The following is a 26,212-nucleotide window of genomic DNA, read 5'->3' on the forward strand; positions in this document are numbered from 1 at the left end:
GGCCTGCTCGGCCCAGAAGCCCAGCCTGTCCGCCTCGGCCTGCTCGTACGCCTCCACTGTCACGTTGGCGTTCGCGGCCAGATCGGCAGGCGGTGTGAACCGCCGCTCCTCCTTGAGCAGATTGGCCAGGCTTTCGTTGCTCACGACATCTCCCATTCCCAGGGTGTCCGTTGTGTCCCGGGGGACAGCTCATCAGGCTGCGGGCCAGGTGACAAGTGCCTGCCGGGAATTGGTTTAGACCTGTGTCTCGTGTATGGAGTCACGTGCCCCGCTTCCGCGAACTGCGCAGTTCGATGCGAAAGCGGGACCACAAGGTCTCACGGACCGGATGTGTGAGTGGTTCAGGCGCCGACGGTGGCGCCAGGCGCGGTGCGCAGTGCTTCGATGCCGTGCTCCGCACCCCATGCCGCGCCGGGGGCGACCCGGGCGAAGACCTCGTCGGGCCCGGTACCCGAACTGGCGCCCTCGGTCAGTAGATAGGCCTGCGCCTCCCCGACATGGAAGTACATGCCGTGCAGTTGCAGGGTGCCTTCCGCCAGTCGGCGGGCCACCGACTCATGTGCACGCAGGTGCTCCAACTGCTGGACCACATTGGTCAGACAGAGCTGCTCCACCGCATCGGTGGGTAGCCGGCCGGCGATCCGCGCCCAGGAGTGGTGACGTGAACGCATGCGCTCCAGGCTCGGCAGCCCATGCCGCAACCAGCGCCACAGAGGCGTCCGGGGCGTGTCCGGGCCGGCTCCCAACAGGGCCTGCATGGCACCGCATCCGGAGTGACCGCAGATGGTGATGGACTCGATCTCCAGCACATCCACCGCGTATTCGATGGCGGCGGCCACCGAGTCGTCGTTGCTCGCCGCGCCTTCGGCGTCCGGCGGCGGCACCAGATTGCCGACGTTGCGCACGGTGAAGAGATCACCCGGCCCGCTTGCGGTGATCATGCTGGTCACCAGGCGGGAGTCGGCACAGGTGAGGAACAGCTGCGAAGGCCGCTGCCCTTCGGTGGCCAGTCGGGCAAGCTCCTCGCGGACCAGCGGGGCGGTGGTGCGCTGGAACGAACTGAGGCCGCTGAGAAGCCGATGGGCGCCGTGCCGACGGTCCGATGAGCCCCTCGAAGCCGCAGAAGGAGCCGCTTTCGAGACAGCGTGCGAGGCGGGAGCGGCGCCGCCGGCGGTCGGTGGCGCGGTGTCCTGCGCGCGGTCGTGGCAGTGATGGTTGCGCCATGGTGTCCAGGGGCGGCAGCAGGAATGGGCGGCTGACGCGGGCTCGGCGATCCGGCCGCCGGAACGCCCGGTGAATTCGATCCGGGCCCCCAACGCGGTCTGTGCCGCATGCCAGTCCTGGATCGTCTCGTACGCCGCGTGGTCCATGAAGAACCCGTCCAACTCGACCACGGCGTCCACTCCTGGAGGGAGCTTGCCGAGCAGGCGGCTGAGCCGGGGAACGGCCAGGAAGGTCAGCTGTCCCCGAGCGGCCACCAGATAGCGGCCGTCCTGCTCCGTCACGGTGATTCTCGTGCGTGCCAGCCGGTGCAGGGCGACGGCCACCGCCACGACGATGCCGATCACCACCCCTTCGAGCACGCCGGCCAGAATCACGCCGCTGATCGTGGCGCCGTACACCAGGAACTCCCGGTGCCGGTGGACCTTGCGGATGTGGGCGAAGCTGACCATCTGGATCCCGACCACCATCACCAGGGCGGCAAGGGCGGCCAGGGGGATCCACTCCAGGGCCGTGACCAGCAGCACGGCTGCCAGCAGTACCCAGACGCCGTGCAGCACGGTGGAGGCGCGGCTCGTCGCGCCCGCCCGGACATTGGCGGAACTGCGCACGGCACCGCCCGAGACGGGCAGTCCTCCGGCCAGTCCTGCCAGGGCGTTGGCGACACCCTGGGCCCGCAGCTCCCGGTCGAGGTCCGACCGCTTGACAGGCGCGTGCTGCTTCGCTCCGTCCTTGGGCGCGGCTGTCGCCCGCTCAGCGGCCAGCTTGTCCACGGATACTGCGGCCAGCAGGGATTCGAGGCTTGCCACGAGCATGACGGTGAACATCGCCGTCGCCAGCGCCATCACCGGGCCTTGTGGCAACTCGGGCAGCGCGTGCGAGCGCCATGAAGGCAGATCCACCCGAGCGATCCCGGGGGCTGCGACGGCGGCCACCGCCGTCGCGGTCACCACGGCGGCGAGCGCGGCAGGGATCCTCCTCAGCGACGCTCCGATCCGTCCCGGCAAGCGTGGCCACACGACGAGCAGAAAGATCGTCAGGGCTCCGATGAGGGGCCCGGGCGGCGCGAAGTGCGCCAAGTGGGAGGGGAGCGCGAGTGCGTTGTCGAGGGCTGAGCTCTGGGGTACCTGGCCGAACATGACGTGGAGCTGGGCGAGAGCGATGGCCACACCGATGCCGGCGAGTGTGCCGTGCACGATGGCCGGGCTGACGGCGAGGGCACTGCGGGCCGCCCTCAGCGAACCCAGCAGGATCTGCAGAAGCCCCGCACCGATGGTGATCGCGCATGTGGTGCGCCAGCCGTAGATCTGGATCAGCTCTGCCGTGACGACGGTCAGTCCGGCGGAGGGGCCGCTGACCTGGAGCGGCGTGCCGCCCAACAGTCCGGCGACGATGCCGCCGATCGCGGCCGACACCAGGCCGGCGGCGAGGGGAGCGTCCATGGCGACGGCGAGACCGAGCGACATGGGAATGGCGATCAGGAAGACAGTGATCGATGCGGACAGGTCCGCACCCGGAAGGCGGAAGGGACCGCGGCGAGGCCGAGGTGGCGGACTGTGCGGACGCTTGAGTCCCGATGCCCGGGAAGGGCGCGAACTTCGGGATGAGTGGTCGTTGCGAGTAGGGGCGCAGGCAGGCATGTTCCCGTCTCCTCCGGGGCAGCGCGGTCGCGGTATGTGAATGACGGCGGCCGTAGGTCACGGCGTGCAGCGGTGGGGTGAAGCGGCGGGATTTCTCAACTCTCCGTAAATGAATAGTAATGGAGAGTAAAGAAAGGTGTCCATGCTTTCGAGCAAATAGCCCAGCTAGTCACTCTTCTCAGTGAATAAGCAGCTTTTCAACCGGCTTGTCGTACTGATTCCGGCAGGGCTGCGTGTGAGGTTGACCGCGCCGCGTCGGTACTTCAACGCACGAATCCTGCAAGGAAGAGGGTGGACGGATGATGGCCGCCACGAAGAGGATCGCCCTGGGCGCCGTGGTCACGGCGCTGGTCGCCGGCCTGGCCGGCTGCTCGGGGCCGGGTACGGGCGCCGCCGGCTCCACGCCCGGTGCCGGCCAGAGGTCCGCCCCCGGTGCGGACGAGAACTCTCCCGCGGCGGCGCCGAAGGGGGCGGTCAAGCTCATCGGCGACGGGTCCACCGCCTTTACGGGAGCCCAGCCGAAACTGCCCGTGGCCAAGAGGCTCAAGCCGGGTCAGAAGCCCCCGCAGTTCGTGGTGTTCTCGTGGGACGGCGCGGGTGAGGACAGTCAGAAGCTCTTCTCGCATTTCCGCGCGGTCGCGAAGAAGTACGACGCCAGGATGACGTACTTCCTCAGTGGTGTGTACCTCTTGCCGGAGGAGAAGAAGGAGCTCTACGACCCGCCGCAGCATTCGGCGGGCCGTTCCGACATCGGGTTCAACGACACGGAGGGAATCCGCAACACGCTCACGGAGCTGCGTGCCGCGTGGCTGGAGGGCAACGAGATCGGCACCCACTTCAACGGGCACTTCTGCGGGCCGGACGGAGGCGTCGGCACGTGGTCGGTCGAGGAGTGGAAGAGCGAGATCAGCCAGGCGAAGTCCTTCGTGAAGAGCTGGAAGACCAACGCTCCGGATCTCAAGGGTGAAGCGCCGTTGCCCTTCGACTACGACAAAGAGCTGATCGGTGCCCGCACCCCGTGCCTCGAGGGCCAGAAGAACATGGTCGCAGCCGCACGGACCATGGGGTTCCGCTACGACTCCAGTGGTATCGGCAATCAGGTCTGGCCCGCGAAGAAGGACGGGCTCTGGGACCTCCCCCTGCAGCTCGTCCCCGTTCCGGGCCGTGCGTTCGAGACGCTCTCGATGGACTACAACTTCATGTTCAACCAGTCCGGCACGACGACACAGGGCGACCCGGACAAGCACGAGTACTGGGGCAACCAGATGCGGGACGGTCTTCTCCAGGCGTTCGACCGCGCCTACAGCGGGAACCGTGCTCCGATGATCATCGGCAACCACTTCGAATCGTGGAACGGCGGCACGTACATGCGTGCCGTCGAGGAAACGATCAAGACGGTGTGCACCAAGCAGGATGTGCAGTGCGTTTCCTTCCGCCAGCTCGCCGACTGGCTGGACGCGCAGGACCCGGCGACCCTCGCCAGGCTCGGGACGCTGAAGGTGGGTCAGGAACCCGAGCCGGGCTGGACCGCGTTCCTCGCGGGGACGGTTCCGGGCAAGCCCGCCGCGGCCAGCCCCGTGCCTGCCAGGCCGGCGGACCAGCCGGCCGGCAGGGGGGCCGGCGGGGGCGCCGAGTAGGGGCCACCCCCTTGGCGTGCCGCTCAGTCCGGTTCAGACCGGCTGGGCGGCGCCCGTCTCGGCGCCGTGCTCATGCAGGACGAAGGCGGGGTCGACCTGGGCAGCCAGGTCGGCGCCCGTCTTCTCGTTGCCCCAGCTCTCCGCGTTCTTCAGATGGAAGTGCACCATCTGCCGCGTGTAGCGCTCCCAGTCGCGTAGCCCGTACGAGTCCTCCGCGGCGTTCTGCAGGGCCTGCAGTGCCATCCGGTTGTCCGCTTCCAGGAGCTCGAACGGGGCGGGCCGGCCCTTTTCCATCGTCCGGACCCAGTCGGACTGACCGACGCCCACCAGCAGGTCGTCGCCGACCTCGGCGCGCAGGAAGTCGAGATCGTCCTCGCCCTGCACCTTGTTGCCCACCACCTTCAGCGCGACACCGAAGTCCCGGGCGTACTCCTTGTACTGGCGGTAGACGGAGACGCCTTTCCGGGTCGGTTCGGCGACGAGGAAGGTCATGTCGAAGCGGGTGAACAGCCCTGACGCGAACGAGTCCGACCCCGCCGTCATGTCGACCACCACATACTCGTCGGGGCCGTCGACCAGATGGTTGAGGCAGAGCTCGACCGCTCCGACCTTGGAGTGGTAGCAGGCCACGCCGAGATCGGACTCGTTGAACGGGCCGGTGGCCATCAGCCGGATGTCCCCGTCATCGAGACGGACCGTGCGGGCACAGGCGTCGTAGACGGGGTTGTCCTCGCGGACGCGCAGGAGTCGGGACCCCTCCCCGGGCGGTGTCGTCTTGATCATCGTCGCAGCGGATGTGATGCGGGGATTGCTTCCGCGGAGGTAGTCCTTGATGAGAGGCAGCTGGGCTCCCATGGCGGGCAGAGCGGCGGCCTCCTGCTCGTCCAGGCCGAGGGCGGCCCCGAGGTGCTGGTTGATGTCGGCGTCCACCGCGACGACATGAGCTTCATTGGCGGCGAGGTGGCGGATGAAGAGCGAGGACAGCGTGGTCTTGCCGCTGCCGCCCTTCCCTACGAAAGCGATCTTCATGTTCACCTAGGGTAGCGGCTTGATCGCGGAACGTTGTCATCCTTCGTGAAGAAGGCCACTCCTGGGCGGCATCCGCATCCGGGGCGCGTAGCCTCCCTACTTATGAGTACGACTTCCTCGGACCCGCTTGCCGCCCTGGGTGACCTGCCGGGCGTCGCCGATGCGGTGGACTCCGTACGCAAGGCCGTGGACAGGGTCTACGGGCACCGGGTCATGCGGCGCCGCAGCAACGAGGTCACCGCGGAGGCGGCCCTGCGCGGGTCGCGCGGATCCGCGGCTCTCTCGGGTGCCGACTGGAATCTCGAGGAGGTGCGCCGGCGCACCGATTTCAGCGGTGAGGACGAGGCCCGCGCCATCGGTGCCGCCCTGCGGCTCACGGCGGAAGCAGGGCAGCTGCTCTCCATCTGGCGGCAGTCACCGCTACGCGTCCTGGCCCGCCTGCACCTGGTGGCGGCGGGCGGCGCGTCTCCCGACGAGACGGTCGGAAGGCCCCGGCTGGCGGGCGAGCCGGTCGACGAACCCTTGATCGAGGCACCTGTCCCGAGCGCGGACGAAGTGTCCGGGCGTCTCGAAGGGCTGTCGCGACTGATCATCGCGGGAGGCTCGGCGCCCGCGCTGGTGACTTCCTCGGTGGTGCACGGCGAACTGCTGGCGCTGCGCCCCTTCGGCTCGCACAACGGCCTGGTCGCCCGGACCGCGGAACGGATCGTACTGATCGGCAGCGGTCTCGATCCCAAGTCGATCTGTCCTGCCGAAGTCGGTCATGCGGAGCAGGGGCGCGCGGCGTACGTCGCCGCCCTCGATGGATACCTCTCCGGCAAGCCGGAGGGAATGGCCGCCTGGATCGCCCACTGCGGACGTTCGGTGGAGCTGGGTGTCAGGGAGTCCACGGCGGTGTGTGAGGCGCTGCAGCGCGGCGCGGCCTGACTGTCTCTCCCCGTGCGGCCGGCGGCCTCCGCCCGGAGCGGGGGGCGGCTGGATCTCGTGGAAGGCGCTCACCTGCCGCGGGCGGATCCGGAAAGGGTTGCGGCGGTACCGATTCCGGTACCGCCGCTGGCACGTCCGCCCAGTTACCAAGCGTCCTCGTTATGTGCCCATCAGGTCAGGTTCTTTGCCCGTTACCTGGTGCGGCTGGCCCGTAATCGACGGGTCGACGTCGCGTGGGTGCTCGGCTTTCGTGCGCGGTCCGTGGGGCCTTCTGTGCGTGAAAGGTGATCCTCTCGGATGTCCCTGGTCTCGCGGGCCGTTGAATCCTTTGTACTCCAGGACCAGTGGGAGCGGAAGTCCTGGCCGCTTTTCTTTACTTTTATGTTCAAATGCAGCTGAGTCGGACATTGTTGCGTGTGTCCGGCGAAGAGTCTGTCGTTGCCGAGCGGATGTCGCCGGGGCCGCGGAGCGGGTGGCGCCTTGTGCTGGGCCTGCCAGGCGGGCCAGGCCTGTCAGGCGGCGATCGTGGCTGAGCGGCGCCGGTTGGCGTACCAGACGAGCCCGGCGGTCACCGCGGCCGCGCCCAGCGCGGCAGCTGCCACCAACGCCGGTCGTGGCGGCATGGAGAACGCGGGCAAGCGCTGCTTGAGCCGGACCGGCCGGTCGAAGGCGAGAATCGGCCATTCCCTGAGCGTGGCTTCACGCCGCAGTGCCCGATCCGGATTGACGGCGTGCGGGTATCCCACGGACTCCAGCATCGGCACGTCGGTGGCGGAATCGCTGTACGCGTAGCAACGCGACAGGTCATAGCCTTCCGATCCGGCGAGAGCCCTGATGGCCTCGGCCTTGGTCGGACCGTAGGCGTAGTACTCGACTTCGCCGGTGAAGCAGCCGTCGTCGCCCACGACCATCCGCGTCGCCACGACCCGGTCGGCACCGAGGAGTTCCCCGATCGGTTCGACGACTTCGGCGCCGGAGGTCGACACGATGACCACATCACGCCCAGCGGTGTGATGCTCCTCGATGAGAGTTGCGGCTTCGTCGTAGATGATCGGGTCGATCAGGTCGTGCAGGGTTTCGGCGACGAGGTCCTTGACCTGCTGGACGTTCCACCCCTTGCAGAGAGCTGAGAGATATTCACGCATCCGCTCCATCTGGTCGTGATCGGCGCCCCCGGCGAGAAATACGAACTGTGCGTACGCGGTGCGCAGTACGGCACGGCGGTTGATCAGCCCGCCTTGGTAGAAGGACTTGCTGAAGGTCAGTGTCGATGACTTCGCAATGACCGTCTTGTCCAGGTCAAAGAAGGCTGCAGTGCGCGGCGAGAAGCAGTTTTCCACAAAGGCGAGCATAGGGGCCCGCCATTCGGCCTAAAATCCGGCAGGCGGGTTTGCCTGAGAAGGGCCTCGGGTACACCATGGAAGTCACGGATCGTTCGCGACCGTGCTAACCCGGCCCGACTCCTCCCCCCCCCCGAGTCGGCCGTGGGGACGACCCCCGCTCTCCCCCCCGGCGGGGGTCGTCGCATGTCCGGACGCGTTTCGCGGCCGAAGAATCCCACCCCTCCCTCCCTCGCGGCCCGCTTGCCGCGTCTCACGGCTCCCTGTCGCGGGGTTCACTCGATCATGACTCGTCACCGTGCGTAGCGGAAGGGCTGCGCTGCGAAAGTCCCCTGTACGAGCTACCGAGATATTCACAACGGTTGAGTTATCCACAGTTTTTGAGCAAGATCCACATCTTTTTCCACCCCGTTGCATGTTGATTCCACCCGTGAAGTCCGCGGGTACCGGAATCGCGCATCTCGGAAGCGTTCGAGATCGCCGCGAAACCGCACTGGAGGAGACAGTGAGAGGGGCGGAGATCGTGGCTGGAACATTCACGGGCGACGGTCCGTCGAGCGCCGAAGGACGGCGGGACGGACCGCTGATCCTCACCGAGGACCCGGATCTGCTGGACGATCTGCTCAGGCTGTGCGCGGCGGCCGGGGCGGTGCCGGAAGTGCATCACGGCCCTCAGGCCGAGAGGGGCGCCTGGGAGCGGGCCCCGATGGTCCTGGTGGGCGATGATGCGGCGCGCGGTTGCCGCGGGGCGCCCCGCAGACCGGGCGTCATGCTCGTCGGACGGGACCAGGACGACCCTGACGTCTGGCGCCGCGCGGTGGAGATCGGGGCCGAATATGTGCTGCGACTGCCCGATTCCGAAGGCTGGCTGGTCGACCAGATCGCCAATGCCGTTGAAGGCGTGGGCCGAACGGCGCTCACCGTGGGGGTGCTGGGAGGGCGCGGGGGCTCGGGTGCGTCCACGCTGGCCTGTGCGCTCGCTGTGACGGCTGCGAGGTCGGGCCGGCGGACCATGCTGATCGACGGGGACCCCCTGGGCGGTGGCATCGACGTGCTGCTCGGCGGTGAGGGCTCCGAGGGCTTGCGGTGGCCGGATTTCGCCCGTTCGAAAGGCAGGCTGGGCGGAGGGGCACTGGAGGAGTCACTGCCCGCATTGCACGGGCTGCGCGTGCTCAGCTGGGGCAGGGACGACCAGGTGATCGTGCCGCCACAGGCCATGCAGTCGGTGCTCGCCGCTGCGCGCCGGCTCGGTGGAGTGGTCGTCGTCGATCTGCCGCGGCGGTTCGACGAAAGCGTGGCAGAGGCGCTGGCACAGCTGGACGTCGGTCTGCTGGTCGTGCCCGGGGAGTTGAGAGCGGTCGCGGCGGCGCAGCGAGTGGCGGCGGCGGCCCGCATGGTCCTGGAGGACCTGCGTGTGATCGCCCGGGGGCCCTACACGGCAGGCCTGGACGAGCAATGGGTGGCGCAGGCGCTGGGCCTGCCGCTCGTAGGTGACCTGCCCATGGAGCCCGGGCTGCCCTCGGCTCAGGACAGCGGTGTGCCCCCGGGCGGGAATTCCCACGGCGCGCTGGCCCGCTTCTGTACGGCCTTCTGGGAGCTGGCTGACGTCCCGGGCCGCCTGGAAACCGTCCCGTCCCGGCCTCGCGGGGGAGGGCTGTCATGACCGACGCACTGCTCGACGCCGTACGCCAACGACTGGCCCGGAGCGGTGCGGCGCCCACTCCGGCGGGGGTGGCCGCCGCGCTCAGGGAGCAGGGCCGTCTGCTCGGTGATGCCGAGGTCCTCGGCGCGGCCGAGGAGCTACGGGGCGAGCTCGTCGGCACAGGAGTGCTGGAGCGGCTCCTCGCCGACCCGGCGGTGACCGATGTGCTGGTGTCCGCCCCGGACCGGGTGTGGGTGGACCGCGGCGGCGGACTCGAGCTGACCCGAGTCGTGTTCCAGGACGCGGCGGCTGTCCGGAGGCTGGCGCAGAGGCTTGCCGCGGTAGCGGGCCGAAGGTTGGACGACGCCCGGCCTTGGGTGGACGCGCGGCTGCCGGACGGGACGCGCATGCACGCGGTCCTGCCGCCGGTGTCGGTCGGCTCGACGTGCCTCTCGTTGCGTGTGGTGCGGCCCAGGGCCTTCACGCTGTCGGAGCTGGTTGCGGCGGGGACGGTCCCGCCCGGCGGCGACCGGCTGCTGAGGGCTCTGGTGGAGGCCAGGGTGTCGTATCTGATCAGCGGAGGAACGGGCGCGGGGAAGACGACTCTGCTGTCGAGTCTGCTGGGGGCGGTCGGCAAGCGCGAGCGCATCGTGCTGGCCGAGGATTCGGCGGAGTTGCGGCCGGATCACCCGCATGTGGTGCGGCTGGAATCGCGGCCGGCCAATCAGGAGGGTGCTGGGCGGGTGACGCTGCGGGACCTGGTGCGCCAGGCGCTGCGTATGCGTCCCGACCGGCTGGTGGTGGGCGAGGTCCGGGGTGCCGAGGTGACGGAGCTTCTGGCAGCCCTCAACACCGGGCACGAAGGCGGGTGCGGCACGGTGCACGCCAATGCGGCCGAACACGTTCCGGCGCGACTGGAAGCCCTGGGGACGGCTGCGGGCCTCGACAGGGCGGCTCTGCACAGCCAGTTGGCGGCGGCGCTGTCCGTGGTCGTCCATCTCGTACGGGACAGGGGCGGGCAGCGGCGGGTTGCCGAAGTACATGTTCTGGAGCGGGATTCCGCGGGCCTGGTCGTCACCGTTCCGGCGCTGCGCTGGGGTTCCGGAGGGTTCGAGCCGGATCGGGGCTGGGAGCGGCTCGGGGCACTGATCGGGGATGGGCCGTGACCTCGGAGGGCCCTGACGTACTGATGCAGGTGCTGGCGTGGGCGATGGCCGGCTGCGCGGGCCTGGCGGGCGCTCTGGCCGTGGCCAGGGACCCGGGGGCGCGGCGGGCTCGGCTGTTGCTGGCTCGGCGGAAGGAGGAACCGTGGGGGCCGTGGGGGCCGGCGGCATCGGCCAGGGCACGCGCGCTCTTCGCCGAGCGGAGGGAATGGGTGTGTGCCCCTGTGGCGGCGCTTCTCGCCGTGCTGGGTGAATCGGTGCTGCCGCTGCTGGCGGGGGCTGTGGCGGTCCCGCTCGTGAGGCGCTGGCTGCGACGTCGGGCCCGGAGGCGTGAGCGGGAGAAGGCGGCCGACGCGGTGACCGCGCTCTGCGGAGCGGTGGTCGGCGAACTTCGGGCCGGGCGGGAGCCCGGACAGGCTCTGCTCGCCGCTGCGCGGTACTCCGGGGCTCTGGGTGTGGGCGAGTCCGCCGTGCTGGCCGCCGCACGGTTCGGCGGCGATGTGGCGGGTGCGTTGCGGGAGGCGGCGGCGGGGCCCGGCTTCGACGGGCTTGCGGGTATGGCTGCCTGCTGGCGGGTGGCGGTGGACGGTGGAGCCGGTCTCGCGGCCGGCCTGGCGCGCCTGGAGAGCGCACTGCGGGGTGAGAGGCGGAGACGGGAGGAGCTGCGGGCGCAGCTGGCGGGCGCGTGGTCGACGGTTGCGCTCCTGGCATTGCTGCCGGTGGTGGGACTTGGGCTGGGGACGGCACTCGGGGCGGACCCGTTGAGGGTTCTGCTGCATAGTCCGGGCGGGATCGTCTGCCTGGTGACGGGCGGTCTGCTGGAGGCCGCAGGGCTGTTCTGGGCATCGCGGATCGTGCGGGCGGGGGAGGCGGTGTGAGCGGGACTCACGGTGCCGCGGCTGCGCAGGCTGCTGTCGGCGCGGCGGGCGCGGCGCTGGGTACAGCCGTGTATCTCACCCTCGCGTTCACCGGCCGGCGGCATGAGCGGGCGATACGCAGACGAGGCGCACTGCTGACCGGGAAGTACGCGAGCAGCGCGAGGCAGGAGCGGACGGGCCTGCGGGCGCCTGGCTGGAGCCGTGCTCGGCGGTGGGCGGTGTTCCTCGCGGTCTGGGCGGCCGGCTGGATCCTCATCGGTGGCCCGGCCGGAAGCGGGGTCGGTCTTGCGGCGGCGTACGGCGTGCAGCGGTGGCGGCGCTCCGTCAGGGCGCGAGGCGCCGCAGGCCGGGACGGTCAGGCTGCTCTGGTCGCTCGGCAGCTGCCGCTCACCGCAGATTTGTTGGCGTCCTGCCTTTCGGCGGGTGCCGGACCGCGGGAGGCGGCGGAGGCGGTCGGTGAATCCGTCGGCGGCCCGGTCGGTGAGCAGCTGGCCCGTACGGCGGCGGAGATCCTGCTCGGAGGTGAACCGGCCGAGTCATGGGGCCGGTTCGGGGAGTTGCCCGGGGCCGGGCCGCTGGCCCGCTGTCTGGAGCGCGCCGCGTCGACGGGGGCACCTGCGGCGGAGCCGGTTTCCAGGCTGGCAGACGAGATACGGGCCGAGCGGGCGAGCGCGGCTGTGGCGCGTGCCCAGCGGGCGGGTGTGCTGATCACGGCGCCGGTGGGGCTCTGCTTCCTGCCCGCCTTTCTGGCGGTGGGCGTGGCGCCGGTGGTGATCGGACTGGCGACCGGTCTGTTGCACCGCGGCTGAACGGGAACAGCCCGCTTCTCACGGCTGGTGGTTGGGATGGCTGGTTCCCGCGCGGGAACCGCGCCGGGCTCCGGCCTGGTCGAAGCGCGCTGGACCGAAGCGCTGGACCGAAGTTCTGGATCGAAGTACCGAACGAAACAACGTGAGTTCTCGAGCATGGGGGTTGAGACATGGGGGTCGAGATGGGCAGGAAAGTCATGGAGCGGTCTCTGGGTGTGTTGCGTCGTGCATGGCAGGCCGGAATCGGCACGCGCCCGCGGTGCCGCGGGCGCGACCGGGGGATGACGACGTCCGAGTACGCGGTGGGGACCATTGCCGCCTGCGCGTTCGCGGCGGTGCTCTACAAGGTGGTCACCAGCGGGGCAGTGCTGTCGGCATTGCAGTCGCTGATCAAGGACGCCCTCGATGCGAAGTTCTGAGGAGCCACGCAGGGCCCGGAGCGGCGACCGGGGAGCGGTCACGGCGGAGGCCGCGATGGCTCTTCCCGTGCTGGTGGCGTTCGTCGTCGCCCTCGTCTGGGCTCTGGTGGCCGCGGCGGACCAGATCCGCTGTGTGGACGCCGCGCGGGCCGGAGCAAGGGCCGCGGCCCGGTCGGAGCCGGAGGACGCGGTGCGGTCCGCGGCCCAGGGAGCGGCGCCGGGCCGGGCGCGGGTGGACGTGGAGCGGGCTGGGGGGCTGTGGAGGGTCAGGGTCGAGGCGCCGACGCCGGGGCCCGGAGCGCTGGGCCTGACGCTGAGCGCCGAGGCTGTCGCACTGGCCGAGGACACCGTGGGGGCGGAGCGATGAGGAGGACGCGGGTCGGTCCCGGAGGCGGGGACCAGGGGATGGCGACGGTCTGGGTGGCCGTGACGACGGCGACACTCTGCGCGGTGTTCGCGATGGTGCTCGCTCTCGGCCAGGCCGTGTCCGCCCGTCACAGGGCCGGCGGCGCGGCGGATCTGGCGGCGCTCGCCGCTGCCGACCAGGCGCTGCAGGGCGCGGAGGTGGCGTGCGGGGCGGCCGGTGAGGTCGCCGCGGCCCAAGGAGCGGAGATCGTGCGCTGTGGGGTCCAGGGCGAGATCGCCGACGTGACCGCCCGCGCGCGCTTCGGCCCGTACGCACCCGAGGTCAGGTCGAGAGCGGGGCCTCCGGAGGCTCCTCTACCTCCACCTCTGCTTCCACCTTCGCCGCCGCCTTTGGAGGCTCCCCCGCCTTTGGAGGCTCCCCCGCCTCCGGCTCGTCCGGCGGTGCCGTCCTGAGCAGTTCGGTCAGGAGGCGTACGGCGCCCCGTTTGTGCAGCGGCTCGTTGCCGTTGCCGCACTTGGGGGACTGGATGCAGGACGGGCAGCCAGCCTCGCACTCGCAGGACGCGATGGCCTGACGCGTCGCCGTGAGCCACGTACGGGCCGTGTGGAAGGCCCGCTCGGCGAAGCCGGCACCACCGGGGTGACCGTCGTAGACGAAGACGGTGGGAAGGAGCGTGTCGGGGTGCAGCGGAACGGAGACGCCGCCGATGTCCCAGCGGTCGCAGGTGGCGAACAGCGGCAGCATCCCGATGGAGGCGTGTTCGGCGGCGTGCAGTGCGCCTCCGAGGATCTCCGGGTTGATCCGGGCGGCGTCGAGCTGGTCCTCGGTGACCGTCCACCACACGGCACGGGTGCGCAGGGTGCGGGGTGGCAGGTCGAGTTTGGTCTCGCCCAGGACCTCTCCGGTGATCAGCCTGCGGCGCAGGAAGGAGACGACCTGGTTGGTGACCTCGACGGAGCCGAAGCAGAGCCGCCCGTCGCCCCACGGGATCTCGGTGTCAGTCTCCAGCACGGCGATCGCGGTCGTGTCGCGGGCGTTGGTCGAGTAGGGAGGGACGGCTTCCTCCACCAGGGCCACCGAATCCTCCAGATCCAGCGTACGGACGAGATATGTCCGGCCCTGGTGGAGGTGGACGGCGCCCTCGTGGACGGCGGTGTGCGCCGCCGATTCGTCGACGGTTCCCAGCAGCCGGCCGGTGCCTTCCTCGACGATCTGGATCGGACGGCCACCCCCGCCACGGATGTCTGTGAGGTCGGCGGCGCGTTCACGGCGTGTCCAGTGCCAGCCCGTCGTCCGCCTGCGCAACAGCTTCGCGGCCTCCAGCTGTGGCAGGAGTTCGGGCACCGCGGGGCCGAAGAGCGCGATGTCGGCTTCTGTGAGGGGAAGCTCGGCGGCCGCGGCGCACAGGTGGGGAGCAAGGACGTAGGGGTTGTCGGGATCCAGGACGGTCGACTCCACAGGCTGCTCGAACAACGCCTCGGGGTGGTGGACGAGGAAGGTGTCCAGTGGGTCGTCCCGGGCCACCAGGACGGCGAGGGCACCCTGGCCGGAGCGCCCGGCGCGGCCCGCCTGCTGCCAGAGGGAGGCGCGGGTGCCCGGATAGCCGGCGATGACGACGGCGTCCAGCCCCGAGACGTCGATGCCGAGCTCCAGGGCGGTCGTGGCGGCCAGCCCGAGCAGGTCCCCGGAGTGCAGTGCCCGCTCCAGGGCCCGGCGTTCCTCGGGCAGGTATCCGCCGCGGTACGCGGCGACGCGCCCGGGCAGTGAGCGGTCCACCTCCGCGAGCCTCTCCTTGGCGATGAGGGAGATGAGCTCGGCGCCACGCCGGGAGCGCACGAAGGCGACCGACCGCACGCCCTGGAGGGTCAGGTCGGTCAGGAGGTCGGCGGTCTCGGCCGTGGCTGTACGGCGTACGGGGGCTCCCTTCTCGCCGTGCAGCTCGGTCAGCGGCGGCTCCCAGAGGGCGAAGACCATCTCTCCCCTGGGGGAGGCGTCGTCGGCGACCTCCTTGACCGGCAGGCCCGTGAGACGGCCCGCGGCGACCGAGGGCTGTGCCGCGGTGGCGGAGGCGAGGAGGAAGACGGGGTCGGATCCGTAGCGGGCGCACAGGCGGCGGAGACGGCGCAGCACCTGGGCGACGTGGGAGCCGAACACGCCCCGGTAGGTGTGGCACTCGTCGATGACGACGAAGCGGAGGGAGCGGAGGAAGGAGGCCCAGCGGGGGTGGGAAGGGAGGATGCCCCGGTGCAGCATGTCGGGGTTGGTCAGGACGTAATTGGCGTACTGGCGCACCCATTCGCGTTCTTCGACCGGCGTGTCCCCGTCGTAGACGGCCGGCCGGATCGCGGAGCCGAGGGGAGCCGCGAGCGCCTTCACCGCGCGGCGCTGGTCGGCGGCCAGGGCCTTGGTGGGGGCGAGGTACAGGGCGGTGGTGCCACGGCCGTTCGGGGCATGGGAGCCGTCGAGGAGGGTACTCAGTACCGGAGCGAGGTAGGCGAGCGACTTGCCGGACGCCGTCCCGGTGGCGATCACCACGGACTCGCCGTCCAGGGCGTGCTCGGCGGCAGCAGCCTGGTGCGTCCACGGATGGTCGATTCCGGCCCGGCCGATTGCCGAGATCACTTCTGGCCGGATGCGATCGGGCCAGATGGCATGGGTTCCCGCACGCGGGGGCAAGTGCTCCGTATGAGTGATGCGCGCTGCCCGGCCCGCTGCGGCGAGCCGGTCGAGAACCACCGTGGGAGAGGGGCGCGAGCCCGCGTTCTCGGGTGGTCGACTGGGGCGGTGATTCTTGGCCATCGGCACCGAGTGTGTCACTGGCATGACGGACAATGGTCCCAAGGCGTCGTGCATGGCTGCTGGTAAGTGATTGAATGCCATCGCGGCTGGCGATCCGTCCCCTGGCCTCCGTCGGGGAGACCGAGGGGCGACCGCTCGATAGCAAGGTGCTGGAGGATCCGTGGACCTGTCCCTGTCGACTCGCAATGTGTCCGGGCCTGGTGGCGACCGTACGGTCGTCGAGGTCGGTGGCGAGATTGATGTGTATACCGCGCCCAAGCTGCGCGAGCAGTTGGTCGAGTTGGTGAATGACGGCAGCTACCACCTGGTTGTCGACATGGAAGGCGTCGACTTCCTCGACTCCACCGGCCTCGGCGTGCTCGTGGGCGGCTTGAAGCGTGTCCGGGCCCATGAGGGCTCGCTGCGCCTGGTGTGCAACCAGGAGCGCATTCTCAAGATCTTCCGGATCACAGGTCTGACCAAGGTGTTTCCCATCCACACCACGGTCGACGAGGCTGTCGCGGCTACCGACTGACCGTCGGGTGCAGGCCGGCAGCTCCAAGGCCGGCGTGCACGCAGTGACAGACCGGCGGGCGGCAGCAGACGGGCCGCCAGGAGCAGGCGGTCGGCCATGTGGTCGGCTGTCGGCTTTGTCGGTTCCCGGAGGAGACTGAGACAGGGGTACCGGGCGCCACGCCCGGGCCCCTGAGATGCACGCCCATACGTTCGAGGGGGATGGCATGCCAACCGTTGAACTCCGCTTCAGCGCTCAGCCCGAACACGTCAGGACGGCCCGCCTCGTGGCAGCCGCCGTGGCGCGCCGGGCCGGCGTGGACGAGGCGGTGCTCGACGAGGTCAGACTCGCAGTCGGTGAGGCGTGCAGCCGCGCCGTGGGACTGCACCGGAGCCATGACATCGCCGCCCCGATCACGGTTGTTCTGACCGAGGAGGAGAAGGCGTTCTCCATCGAGGTCGGTGACGGGCATCCTGCTCCGGGAGGCGGCGCCTCGGCGCCCGGAGCATCCGGCAGCGGAGGCCCGGACGAGCCGGAGACCGACGCCGACAGCGAGGACGAGATGGGCCTCGCTGTCATCAGTGGCCTCGTCGACGACGTGGAGGTCCGCGCGGGCGTGGACGGCGGAGTGATCCGCATGACCTGGCCGACAGCCCCCGCCGTGGTGCTCCCCTGAGCCACTCCGCCTGACCCGCTGTGGTGCCCTCCTGGGGCGCTCCGCCTGATGCGGATCCTGGTGCGGCCCCTCCTGCCCGGCTCCTCACCCTTCCCGCCTGGCTCCTCGCCCTTCCTGCCCGGCTCCTCGCCCCTTCCCGCGCGTGCGGGCCCTGGTGCGGCCCCCTTCCCGCTTGGTGCGCGCCTTTGCCGCGCCCGCACGGCCGCCCGCCCGGTCTTCGGGCAACAGGCGTGATCGCGTTTTCGGCCCTGCTGAGCAGGGCCTTTTTCTTTGCGCTTGATCAATGATCTCCAGCAATTATGTACACGCCATGCCTCTGCACCATTACTGCATTCGGGTGCATGCGCGAGCGAGATCATTTGTCATTGGGTGGACGAAAGTCGATTTCATTGACCACCCACTGTTTTGTTCATGCTCTGCTCCCTACAATCCGTCCACGTCTTGAGCGCTCAGCGTCAAGGAGGACGTATGGCGGAGTTCTTCAACACCCCAATGGCAGAACTGACGCACGTTTCCGTACCTTCCGGCCGCTCCACCTCACTCGCATCCGCAGTACTCACCGACGGCAACCGGCTGATCGTCGTCGTCATCGCGGTCGTCGCCCTCGCCGCGCTGGTCGTGGCCCAGCTGCTCGTGCGCCAGGTGCTGGCGGCCGGTGAGGGCACCGAACGCATGAAAGAGATCGCGGCCGCCGTCCAGGAAGGCGCGAATGCCTATCTGGCCCGGCAGCTGCGTACGGTCGGCATCTTCGCCGTCGTCGTGTTCTTCCTGCTCCTGCTGCTTCCGGCGGACAACTGGTCGCAGCGTGCGGGGCGCTCGCTGTTCTTCCTGGTGGGTGCGCTTTTCTCGGCGGCCACCGGATACATCGGTATGCGGCTCGCCGTCCGCAGCAATGTGCGGGTGGCGGCTGCCGCGCGTGAGGCGACTCCGGCAGAGGGGGAGCCGGAAAAGGATCTCACCACCGTTTCGCACCGGGCGACGAAGATCGCTTTTCGTACCGGTGGCGTGGTCGGAATGATCACAGTCGGCCTCGGCCTGCTCGGTGCCTCGTGCGTCGTCCTCGTCTACGCCGCCGACGCGCCCAAGGTGCTGGAGGGGTTCGGCCTCGGTGCCGCGCTGATCGCCATGTTCATGAGGGTCGGAGGCGGCATCTTCACCAAGGCCGCCGACGTGGGTGCCGACCTCGTGGGCAAGGTGGAGCAGGGCATCCCCGAGGACGATCCGCGTAACGCCGCCACCATCGCCGACAACGTGGGCGACAACGTCGGCGACTGCGCGGGCATGGCCGCCGACCTCTTCGAGTCGTACGCCGTGACGCTCGTGGCCGCGCTCATCCTGGGCAAGGCCGCCTTCGGTGACGCGGGGCTCGCGTTTCCGCTGATCGTCCCGGCGATCGGGGTGGTCACCGCGATGATCGGGATCTTCGCCGTCGCGCCCCGGCGCGCCGACCGCAGCGGCATGAGCGCCATCAACCGGGGCTTCTTCGTCTCTGCCGTGGTCTCGCTCGTCCTCGTGGCCGTCGCCGTCTTCGTCTATCTGCCCTCGTCGTACGCCGAACTGGACGGGGTCACCGACGGCGCCATCTCCTCGCACGGCGGCGACCCGCGCGTCTTCGCCCTGGTCGCCGTGGCCATCGGGATCGTGCTCGCCGCCCTGATCCAGCAGCTCACCGGCTACTTCACCGAGACCAGCCGGCGGCCTGTCCGGGACATCGGGAAGTCCTCGCTCACCGGCCCGGCGACCGTGGTGCTGGCGGGCATCTCCATCGGCCTGGAGTCGGCCGTCTACACCGCCCTCCTGATCGGTCTCGGCGTCTACGGGGCGTTCCTGCTCGGTGGTACGTCGATCATGCTGGCGCTCTTCGCGGTCGCCCTGGCCGGGACCGGCCTGCTCACCACCGTGGGTGTCATCGTCGCGATGGACACCTTCGGCCCGGTCTCCGACAACGCCCAGGGCATCGCCGAGATGTCCGGGGACGTCACGGGGGCGGGAGCCCAGGTCCTCACGGACCTGGACGCCGTCGGCAACACCACCAAGGCCATCACCAAGGGCATCGCGATCGCCACGGCGGTCCTGGCCGCGGCCGCGCTCTTCGGCTCGTACCGGGACGCCATCGCCACGGCGGTCGACGACGTGGGGGCCCGGGCGGGGGAACTCGGGCTGAGCCTGGACATCTCACAGCCGAACAACCTGGTCGGCCTGATCCTCGGAGCCGCGGTCGTCTTCCTCTTCTCCGGGCTGGCCATCAACGCGGTCTCCCGTTCGGCGGGGGCCGTGGTCTACGAGGTGCGGCGGCAGTTCCGTGAGCACCCCGGGATCATGGACTACACGGAGAAGCCGGAGTACGGCCGCGTCGTCGACATCTGCACCAAGGACGCGCTGCGCGAGCTGGCCACGCCCGGACTTCTCGCGGTCCTGGCGCCGATCGCGGTGGGATTCACCCTGGGCGTCGGGGCTCTCGGCTCCTATCTCGCGGGCGCGATCGCCACCGGCACCCTGATGGCCGTCTTCCTCGCCAACTCCGGTGGCGCGTGGGACAACGCCAAGAAGCTCGTCGAGGACGGCCACCACGGCGGCAAGGGCAGTGAGGCCCATGCCGCGACGGTCATCGGCGACACGGTCGGCGACCCGTTCAAGGACACGGCGGGCCCCGCCATCAACCCGCTTCTCAAGGTGATGAATCTCGTGGCGCTGCTCATCGCCCCCGCGGTGGTGCAGTTCAGTTACGGGGACGACGCGAGCGCGGGCGTACGGGCCCTGGTGGCCGTCATCGCCATCGTCGTCATCATCGGTGCGGTCTACGTGTCCAAACGGCGGGGAATCGCCGTGGGTGACAGCGACAGCGACGGCCCGGGCGGCGACGGTGGTGCCGACGGCGGAGGCGGGCCCGCCAAGTCCACCGGTCCTGCGGCTGTTTCCTGAAGCGGAAGGTTGAGGCGGAAGGTCACGGGGGTGCCACCCCCACGTATGACTTCCGCTCAGCAGGGCGGCGGGCGGCGTGTTCTGATGCGCCGTCCGCCGCTTCCGCGTCCTGGCGTCACCTTGACCGCAGGGTGGGTCCGGGCATGTGTCCGAGCGCGCAGGTGAGTTGTATCTCCCTGGTTTCCCTTGGTGCAAATGGCTGCAAAAGAATATATATGGGATGCCCGTCGCCTGATTGTCGCCCACTTGGCGTGTAAGTTCCGGGGCCGAGAGCCTTGGAAGGGACCCAATCCGGTGAACAAGAAGCTTGCAGCCGCACTGTCCGGCGGTGCGGTACTCGTACTGACGCTGTCGGGCTGCAGCGACGACAGCGACAACAAGGTGAACGACTGGGCGAAGAAGGTCTGCGACCAGGTTCAGCCGCAGTTGCAGAAGATCGCGAACGCCAATGCCGCGATCCAGCAGCAGACGGCCGACAACAGCAAGCCCGCCGATGTCCAGAAGACCGACTCGGCCGCCTTCCAGCAGATCTCACAGGCGTACAAGGCGCTGGGCACAGCCGTGCAGTCGGCGGGCGCGCCGCCCGTGGACGGCGGGGAGACGACCCAGAAGGAGGCCGTGAAGGAACTCAACGCATCCTCCGTGGCCTACGCGAACCTGAAGACGAAGGTCGACGCGCTCGACACGAAGGACCAGGCGAAGTTCGCCGACGGTCTCAAGGGCATCGCCGACGAGCTGAACAAGATCAGCACCAACGGCGACCAGGCGCTGAAGAAGCTCCAGTCCGGCGAGGTCGGCTCCGCGATGGCCAAGCAGAAGGGCTGCCAGAAGCCGACTGCCTCGGCTCCGCCGGCCTCCGCCCCGGCCGCGGAGTCCGCATCGCCTTCGGCCTCGGCGAGCGAAAAGGCGTGAAGGCGCAAGGCGTGACGGCGCACGACCGGGACGGCGTGCGGCCGTAGCCGAGAAGACCCGCCCCAGTGGCCCGGCCGCCCCTCGTGGGCGCCGGGCCGCTGCCGTTGTCGGTGGGAGCGGACACAATGGTCGGGTGAGTACGTCCAGCCTTCCCGCATCCGACCGTGCCCCCCGGCTCCGTGTAGCCCTGATCGCCGCCGCCTTCACCGCCGACGGCCTCCTCGAACGCCTTGGCGCGCCCGCGTACGCCGCACTGGCCCGCAGTGAGACCGTCCCGGCGCTCCGGGCCACCCGTGGGGATTCGCCGCTCGACACTCTGGTGCGGCTCTTCCTCCTGCAGCGCCCCGTCAACGCCGCCGCGGCCGCCGCGGCCCTCCCACTGGAGGAGTGCGTTCAGGACGGCTGGGTGGTCCGCGAGGGCGACCTGGTCAGAGCGACCGTCGACGTACGGCCCTACGGCGGCCCCGAGGGCCAGGACTGGTTCATCGTCTCCGACCTGGGATGCGCGGTCGGCGGGGCCGGCGGCATCGGCTCGCACGAGGAAGGCGTCGTCCTGGGCGTGGGCGGGGCCTCCACCACGCTCGCCGGCATCACCGTACGCAGGCCCGTGACCTCCGCCCTCGACGTCGGTACGGGCTCCGGCATCCAGGCCCTGCACGCCGCCCAGCACGCCACCCGGGTCACGGCCACGGACGTCAACCTGCGCGCTCTGGAATTCACCCGCCTCACCCTTGCGCTGTCCGGTGCCGCCCCCGCCGATCTGCGGGAGGGCTCCCTCTTCGAGCCCGTCGGTACGGAGACGTACGACCTGATCGTGTCCAACCCGCCCTTCGTCATCTCGCCTGGAGCCCGGCTGACGTACCGCGACGGCGGCATGGGCGGCGACGATCTGTGCCGGACCCTCGTGCAGCAGGCCGGGGACCGGCTCAACGAGGGCGGTTACGCGCAGTTCCTCGCCAACTGGCAGCACGTGGAGGGTGAGGAGTGGCAGGACCGGGTGCGCTCCTGGGTGCCCGCCGGCTGTGACGCCTGGATCGTGCAGCGCGAGGTGCAGGACATCACGCAGTACGCCGAGCTGTGGCTGCGTGACAGCGGCGACCACCGCACCGACCCCGCCGTGTACACCCAGCGCTACGAGGCCTGGCTGGACGAGTTCGAGGCCCGGAGCACCAAGGCCGTCGGCTTCGGCTGGATCACGCTCCGGAAGTCCGCCGAGGCCGCCGCCGGGAACCCCTCGATCGTGGCCGAGGAGTGGCCGCACGCAGTGGAGCAGCCCCTCGGCTCCGCCGTCGAGGCCCACTTCGCACGGCAGGACTACCTGCGGGAACACGACGACGCGGCGCTGCTCTCCGCGCACTTCACCCTCGCCGAGGAGGTCGTGCAGGAGCAGGTGGGGCTGCCGGGCGCGGAGGATCCCGAGCACGTGGTGCTGCGTCAGCACCGCGGCATGCGACGGGCGACCAAGGTCGACGCCGTCGGGGCGGGGTTCGCGGGCGTGTGCGACGGTTCGCTGCCCGCGGGCCGGATCCTGGACGCCATCGCCCAGTTGATGGCCGAGGACCCGGTGCTGCTGCGCGACCGCACCCCGCAGGCGATCCGGCTGCTGGTGGAGGAGGGCTTCCTGGACCCGGTGCGGTGACGCGGCGCCGGAGCACCGGCTCCCGCAGTGCTCCGCCACGCTCCGTTCCCGGGAGTCCGCGCCGCCCCCGACGGCGTTCAACACCCTTCTGACCAGCGCCTCCATGTCTGGCCGCGCTCGGTCCCCGGGGCGGCGCGCGGGTTCCGCTCCCGGCCGTTTCCCGGGCGGTCGCACGGTGTTCATCCGGGGTTCGTGCCGACGCGGCCCCGGCGTGGCAGCCTCCCCTCTGCCGAGCCGTCCGCACAGCGTGGCGGCACGGGAGCCACGGGAGGCGTGGCGGCGTACGAGCGCCCGCGGCGGCAGCCGGGGGACGAGCGTGAGGGGTACGGACATGGAGAGTGTCGCCGCGGTCTTCGCCGGTGCGGCCTTCGCGCTGTTCGGTGCCGCCCTCCTCGTCTGGACGGGGGCGCGCACCATCCGGCGCGCGCCGGTCGCGCTCGGTGTGAGCCCCGTCGCCTCCACCGCTCTCGCCACGCTCTTCGGCGTACTCTTCCTCGTCCTCGGCGTGTGGTGCTTCACCCGCATCTGAACCCGCTTCTGATCCACTTCTCCGGCGGGGCGGCGGCCGTCCGGCAGCTGTCCCGCAGGAACCCCGGCGGCACCGCGAAACCCGCAGGCGACAGCGGTGCGGGGAGCGGACCGGGCAGTCCGGGCGGCAGGAATGGCGGAAGTCGGGTTACCGTTCGAGTGGCCGTTGCGGGCTTTTGCCGTTTGACACGGGGGCGGGTTGTACCGTCACACTCCGCAGCGACAGCACTGCGGGCAGCGTCAGAGCGCTGCCCGGATGCCCACGAGTGCCGACCGGAGAGAAGAGCGAAGTTGTCCCCGACCAGCGAGACCGCAGGCCGCCGACTCGTCATTGTCGAGTCGCCTGCCAAGGCGAAGACGATCAAGGGCTATCTCGGCCCCGGATACGTCGTCGAGGCGAGCGTCGGGCACATCCGCGACCTGCCGAACGGCGCCGCCGAGGTGCCGGACGAGTACACCGGTGAGGTACGCCGCCTCGGCGTGGACGTCGAGAACGACTTCCAGCCGATCTACGTCGTCAACGCAGACAAGAAAGCCCAGGTCAGGAAGCTCAAGCAGCTCCTCGCCGAATCCGACGAACTCTTCCTCGCCACCGATGAGGACCGCGAGGGCGAAGCCATCGCGTGGCACCTGCAGGAAGTCCTCAGGCCCAAGGTCCCGGTCCACCGGATGGTCTTCCACGAGATCACCAAGGACGCGATCCGGGCCGCCGTCGCCAATCCGCGCGAGCTCAACCAGCGCATGGTCGACGCCCAGGAGACCCGCCGTATCCTCGACCGCCTCTACGGCTACGAGGTCTCGCCGGTCCTGTGGAAGAAGGTCATGCCGCGGCTCTCCGCGGGCCGTGTCCAGTCCGTCGCCACCCGCCTCGTCGTCGAGCGGGAGCGCGAGCGCATCGCCTTCCGGTCCGCCGAGTACTGGGACCTGACCGGCACCTTCGCCACCGGCCGGAGTGGAGACGCGTCCGACCCCTCGACGCTCACCGCCCGCCTCAGCGCGGTCGACGGGCGCCGCATCGCCCAGGGCCGCGACTTCGGCCCCGACGGGCAGCTCAAGCAGGGATCCGCCCAGACGCTGCACCTGGACGAGACGAACGCCCGCGCCCTGGCGGCGGCGCTCGCCGACTCCGCGTTCGCGGTCCGCTCGGTCGAGTCGAAGCCGTACCGCCGCTCGCCGTACGCCCCCTTCCGCACGACGACCCTCCAGCAGGAGGCGAGCCGCAAGCTGGGCTTCGGGGCCAAGGCCACGATGCAGGTGGCGCAGAAGCTGTACGAGAACGGCTTCATCACCTATATGCGTACGGACTCCACGACCCTCTCGGACACCGCGGTCTCCGCGGCCCGGGCGCAGGTCACACAGCTGTACGGGGCGAACTACCTGCCCGACAAGCCGCGGACGTACGCCGGCAAGGTCAAGAACGCGCAGGAGGCGCACGAGGCGATCCGCCCCTCCGGCGACCGCTTCCGCACCCCGGCGGAGACGGGTCTCACCGGCGACCAGTTCCGGCTCTACGAGCTGATCTGGAAGCGGACCGTCGCCTCCCAGATGAAGGACGCCGTCGGTAACTCCGTCACCGTCAAGATCGGTGGCCGGGCGAGCGACGGCCGGGACGCCGAGTTCTCCGCGTCCGGCAAGACGATCACCTTCCACGGCTTCATGAAGGCGTACGTCGAAGGCGCCGACGACCCGAACGCCGAGCTGGACGACCGTGAGCGCCGGCTGCCGCAGGTCGCCGAGGGCGACGCGCTGACCGCCGACGAGGTCACGGTCGACGGCCACGCCACCAAGCCGCCGGCCCGCTACACCGAGGCCTCGCTGGTCAAGGAGCTCGAAGAGCGCGAGATCGGCCGCCCGTCGACGTACGCCTCGATCATCGGGACCATCCTCGACCGCGGCTACGTGTTCAAGAAGGGCACGGCCCTGGTGCCGTCGTTCCTCTCGTTCGCCGTGGTCAACCTGCTGGAGAAGCACTTCGGCCGGCTCGTCGACTACGACTTCACCGCCCGCATGGAGGACGACCTCGACCGCATCGCGCGGGGCGAGGCCCAGTCCGTGCCATGGCTGCGCCACTTCTACTTCGGCACCGGTGACGACACGACCGGCGCGGGCGCGGCCTCCGCCGCGGGCAACGGCGACGGGGACCACCTCGGCGGTCTGAAGGAGCTCGTCACCGACCTGGGCGCGATCGACGCCCGCGAGATCTCCTCGTTCCCCGTCGGCAACGACATCAAGCTCCGCGTCGGCCGCTACGGCCCGTACATCGAGCGGGGCGAGAAGGACTCCGAGGGCCACCAGCGCGCGGACGTGCCGGAGGACCTGGCGCCCGACGAGCTGTCCGTGGAGTTGGCGGAGGAGCTGCTGGCCAAGCCGAGCGGTGACTTCGAGCTCGGCGCCGACCCGGTCAGCGGTCACCAGATCATCGCGAAGGACGGCCGCTACGGCCCGTACGTCACCGAGGTGCTGCCCGAGGGCACACCGAAGACGGGCAAGAACGCGGTGAAGCCGCGGACGGCGTCGCTCTTCAAGTCCATGTCACTCGATACGGTGACGCTGGCGGACGCGCTCAAGCTGATGTCGCTGCCGCGCGTCGTCGGTGAGGACGCCGAGGGCGTCGAGATCACCGCGCAGAACGGCCGCTACGGCCCGTACCTGAAGAAGGGCACGGACTCGCGCTCCCTGACGTCCGAGGACCAGCTCTTCGACATCACGCTCGAAGAGGCCCTCGCGATCTACGCGCAGCCGAAGCAGCGCGGGCGGGCAGCCGCCAAGCCGCCGCTGAAGGAACTGGGCACGGACCCGGTGAGCGGTGCCCCGGTGGTCGTGAAGGACGGGCGCTTCGGTGCGTACGTCACCGACGGCGAGACCAACGCGACGCTGCGGACCGACGACAGCGTCGAGGACATCACGCCGGAGCGCGGCTACGAGCTGCTCGCCGAGAAGCGGGCCAAGGGGCCGGCGAAGAAGAAGACGGCGAAGAAGGCTCCGGCCAAGAAGCCGGCAGCCAAGAAGGCCACGGCGGCGAAGAAGACGACGACCGCCAAGAAGGCCACCGCCACCAAGACGACGGCCGCGAAGAAGACGACCGCCAAGAAGGCGCCGGCGAAGAAGGCGGCCACCGCGGCGAAGAAGACGGCTTCGGCTTCGTCCGATTCGTCCGACGAGAGCTGACCG

Annotated in this window: 19 protein-coding genes and 1 pseudogene; 16 read left to right on the plus strand and 4 right to left on the minus strand. The window is 70.1% G+C overall.

What is annotated here, in order from left to right; translation table 11 throughout:
• Positions 1-341: 341 nt before the first annotated feature.
• Positions 342-2,861, minus strand: coding sequence for a SulP family inorganic anion transporter (locus ACIRD8_RS31605; RefSeq protein ID WP_403999157.1), 2,520 nt, complete (start codon positions 2,859-2,861; stop codon positions 342-344).
• A 299-nt stretch (positions 2,862-3,160) separates the two neighbouring features.
• Between ACIRD8_RS31605 and ACIRD8_RS31610 the strand changes: the two genes are divergently transcribed.
• Positions 3,161-4,498, plus strand: a complete 1,338-nt coding sequence (locus ACIRD8_RS31610) for a hypothetical protein (RefSeq protein WP_403999160.1) — start codon at positions 3,161-3,163, stop codon at positions 4,496-4,498.
• 33 nt (positions 4,499-4,531) lie between these two features.
• Here the strand turns inward: ACIRD8_RS31610 and ACIRD8_RS31615 are convergent, their stop codons facing one another.
• Positions 4,532-5,527 (minus strand): ATP-binding protein, encoded by a 996-nt coding sequence (locus ACIRD8_RS31615; protein WP_403999163.1) that lies wholly within the window; start codon positions 5,525-5,527, stop codon positions 4,532-4,534.
• Positions 5,528-5,629: 102 nt separating this feature from the next.
• Here ACIRD8_RS31615 and ACIRD8_RS31620 point away from each other — a divergent pair, with 102 nt between their 5' ends.
• Entirely contained in the window at positions 5,630-6,454 is an 825-nt protein-coding gene (locus ACIRD8_RS31620) for an oxidoreductase (RefSeq protein ID WP_403999165.1), read from the plus strand.
• A gap of 512 nt (positions 6,455-6,966) precedes the next feature.
• On the opposite strand, the gene ACIRD8_RS31625 is transcribed toward ACIRD8_RS31620, so the two are convergent.
• Positions 6,967-7,806 (minus strand): HAD family hydrolase, encoded by an 840-nt coding sequence (locus ACIRD8_RS31625; RefSeq protein ID WP_403999168.1) that lies wholly within the window; start codon positions 7,804-7,806, stop codon positions 6,967-6,969.
• Positions 7,807-8,317: 511 nt separating this feature from the next.
• Here ACIRD8_RS31625 and ssd point away from each other — a divergent pair.
• From ssd to ACIRD8_RS31660, 7 genes and pseudogenes are all read left to right on the plus strand, one after another.
• Positions 8,318-9,457: a septum site-determining protein Ssd gene (gene ssd, locus ACIRD8_RS31630; RefSeq protein WP_403999171.1), complete on the plus strand. Its 1,140-nt coding sequence runs from the start codon at positions 8,318-8,320 to the stop codon at positions 9,455-9,457.
• A complete protein-coding gene (locus ACIRD8_RS31635) occupies positions 9,454-10,602 on the plus strand; it encodes a TadA family conjugal transfer-associated ATPase (protein ID WP_403999174.1) in 1,149 nt (382 codons plus the stop codon). The genes ssd and ACIRD8_RS31635 overlap by 4 nt, the downstream gene beginning before the upstream one ends.
• A gap of 23 nt (positions 10,603-10,625) precedes the next feature.
• Positions 10,626-11,477, plus strand: coding sequence for a type II secretion system F family protein (locus ACIRD8_RS31640; RefSeq protein ID WP_403999438.1), 852 nt, complete (start codon positions 10,626-10,628; stop codon positions 11,475-11,477).
• Entirely contained in the window at positions 11,474-12,286 is an 813-nt protein-coding gene (locus ACIRD8_RS31645; protein ID WP_403999176.1) for a type II secretion system F family protein, read from the plus strand. The genes ACIRD8_RS31640 and ACIRD8_RS31645 overlap by 4 nt, the downstream gene beginning before the upstream one ends.
• A 182-nt stretch (positions 12,287-12,468) precedes the next feature.
• Complete coding sequence (locus ACIRD8_RS31650) at positions 12,469-12,705, plus strand: DUF4244 domain-containing protein (RefSeq protein WP_403999440.1); 237 nt, start codon at positions 12,469-12,471, stop codon at positions 12,703-12,705.
• Positions 12,692-13,072 carry a TadE family type IV pilus minor pilin gene (locus ACIRD8_RS31655; RefSeq protein ID WP_403999179.1) on the plus strand — a complete coding sequence of 127 codons (381 nt, stop codon included), beginning with the start codon at positions 12,692-12,694 and terminating at the stop codon, positions 13,070-13,072. Before ACIRD8_RS31650 ends, ACIRD8_RS31655 begins: the two co-directional genes overlap by 14 nt.
• Positions 13,069-13,422 (plus strand): annotated as a pseudogene (locus tag ACIRD8_RS31660) (Rv3654c family TadE-like protein); the annotation flags it as partial. The gene ACIRD8_RS31655 and the pseudogene ACIRD8_RS31660, both read left to right, overlap by 4 nt.
• Here the strand turns inward: ACIRD8_RS31660 and ACIRD8_RS31665 are convergent.
• Positions 13,394-15,952, minus strand: coding sequence for a DEAD/DEAH box helicase (locus tag ACIRD8_RS31665; RefSeq protein ID WP_403999182.1), 2,559 nt, complete (start codon positions 15,950-15,952; stop codon positions 13,394-13,396). The pseudogene ACIRD8_RS31660 and the gene ACIRD8_RS31665 overlap by 29 nt on opposite strands.
• Before the next feature lie 79 nt (positions 15,953-16,031).
• Between ACIRD8_RS31665 and ACIRD8_RS31670 the strand changes: the two genes are divergently transcribed.
• From ACIRD8_RS31670 to topA, 7 genes are all read left to right on the plus strand, one after another.
• A complete protein-coding gene (locus tag ACIRD8_RS31670; protein WP_003967428.1) occupies positions 16,032-16,385 on the plus strand; it encodes an STAS domain-containing protein in 354 nt (117 codons plus the stop codon).
• A gap of 205 nt (positions 16,386-16,590) precedes the next feature.
• Entirely contained in the window at positions 16,591-17,040 is a 450-nt protein-coding gene (locus tag ACIRD8_RS31675) for an ATP-binding protein (RefSeq protein WP_403999185.1), read from the plus strand.
• Positions 17,041-17,508: 468 nt separating this feature from the next.
• On the plus strand, positions 17,509-19,962 hold the full coding sequence (locus ACIRD8_RS31680; protein ID WP_403999188.1) for a sodium-translocating pyrophosphatase: 2,454 nt from the start codon (positions 17,509-17,511) through the stop codon (positions 19,960-19,962).
• Between the two features lie 294 nt (positions 19,963-20,256).
• Positions 20,257-20,874: a small secreted protein gene (locus ACIRD8_RS31685; RefSeq protein WP_403999191.1), complete on the plus strand. Its 618-nt coding sequence runs from the start codon at positions 20,257-20,259 to the stop codon at positions 20,872-20,874.
• 133 nt (positions 20,875-21,007) lie between these two features.
• Positions 21,008-22,513, plus strand: a complete 1,506-nt coding sequence (locus ACIRD8_RS31690) for a methyltransferase (protein ID WP_403999194.1) — start codon at positions 21,008-21,010, stop codon at positions 22,511-22,513.
• A gap of 331 nt (positions 22,514-22,844) precedes the next feature.
• Positions 22,845-23,042, plus strand: coding sequence for a hypothetical protein (locus ACIRD8_RS31695; RefSeq protein ID WP_403999197.1), 198 nt, complete (start codon positions 22,845-22,847; stop codon positions 23,040-23,042).
• A gap of 290 nt (positions 23,043-23,332) precedes the next feature.
• A complete protein-coding gene (gene topA, locus ACIRD8_RS31700) occupies positions 23,333-26,209 on the plus strand; it encodes a type I DNA topoisomerase (RefSeq protein WP_403999200.1) in 2,877 nt (958 codons plus the stop codon).
• Positions 26,210-26,212: the final 3 nt, after the last annotated feature.

The organism is Streptomyces sp. NPDC102451 (genome assembly GCF_044765485.1).
Lineage (GTDB): Bacteria > Actinomycetota > Actinomycetes > Streptomycetales > Streptomycetaceae > Streptomyces.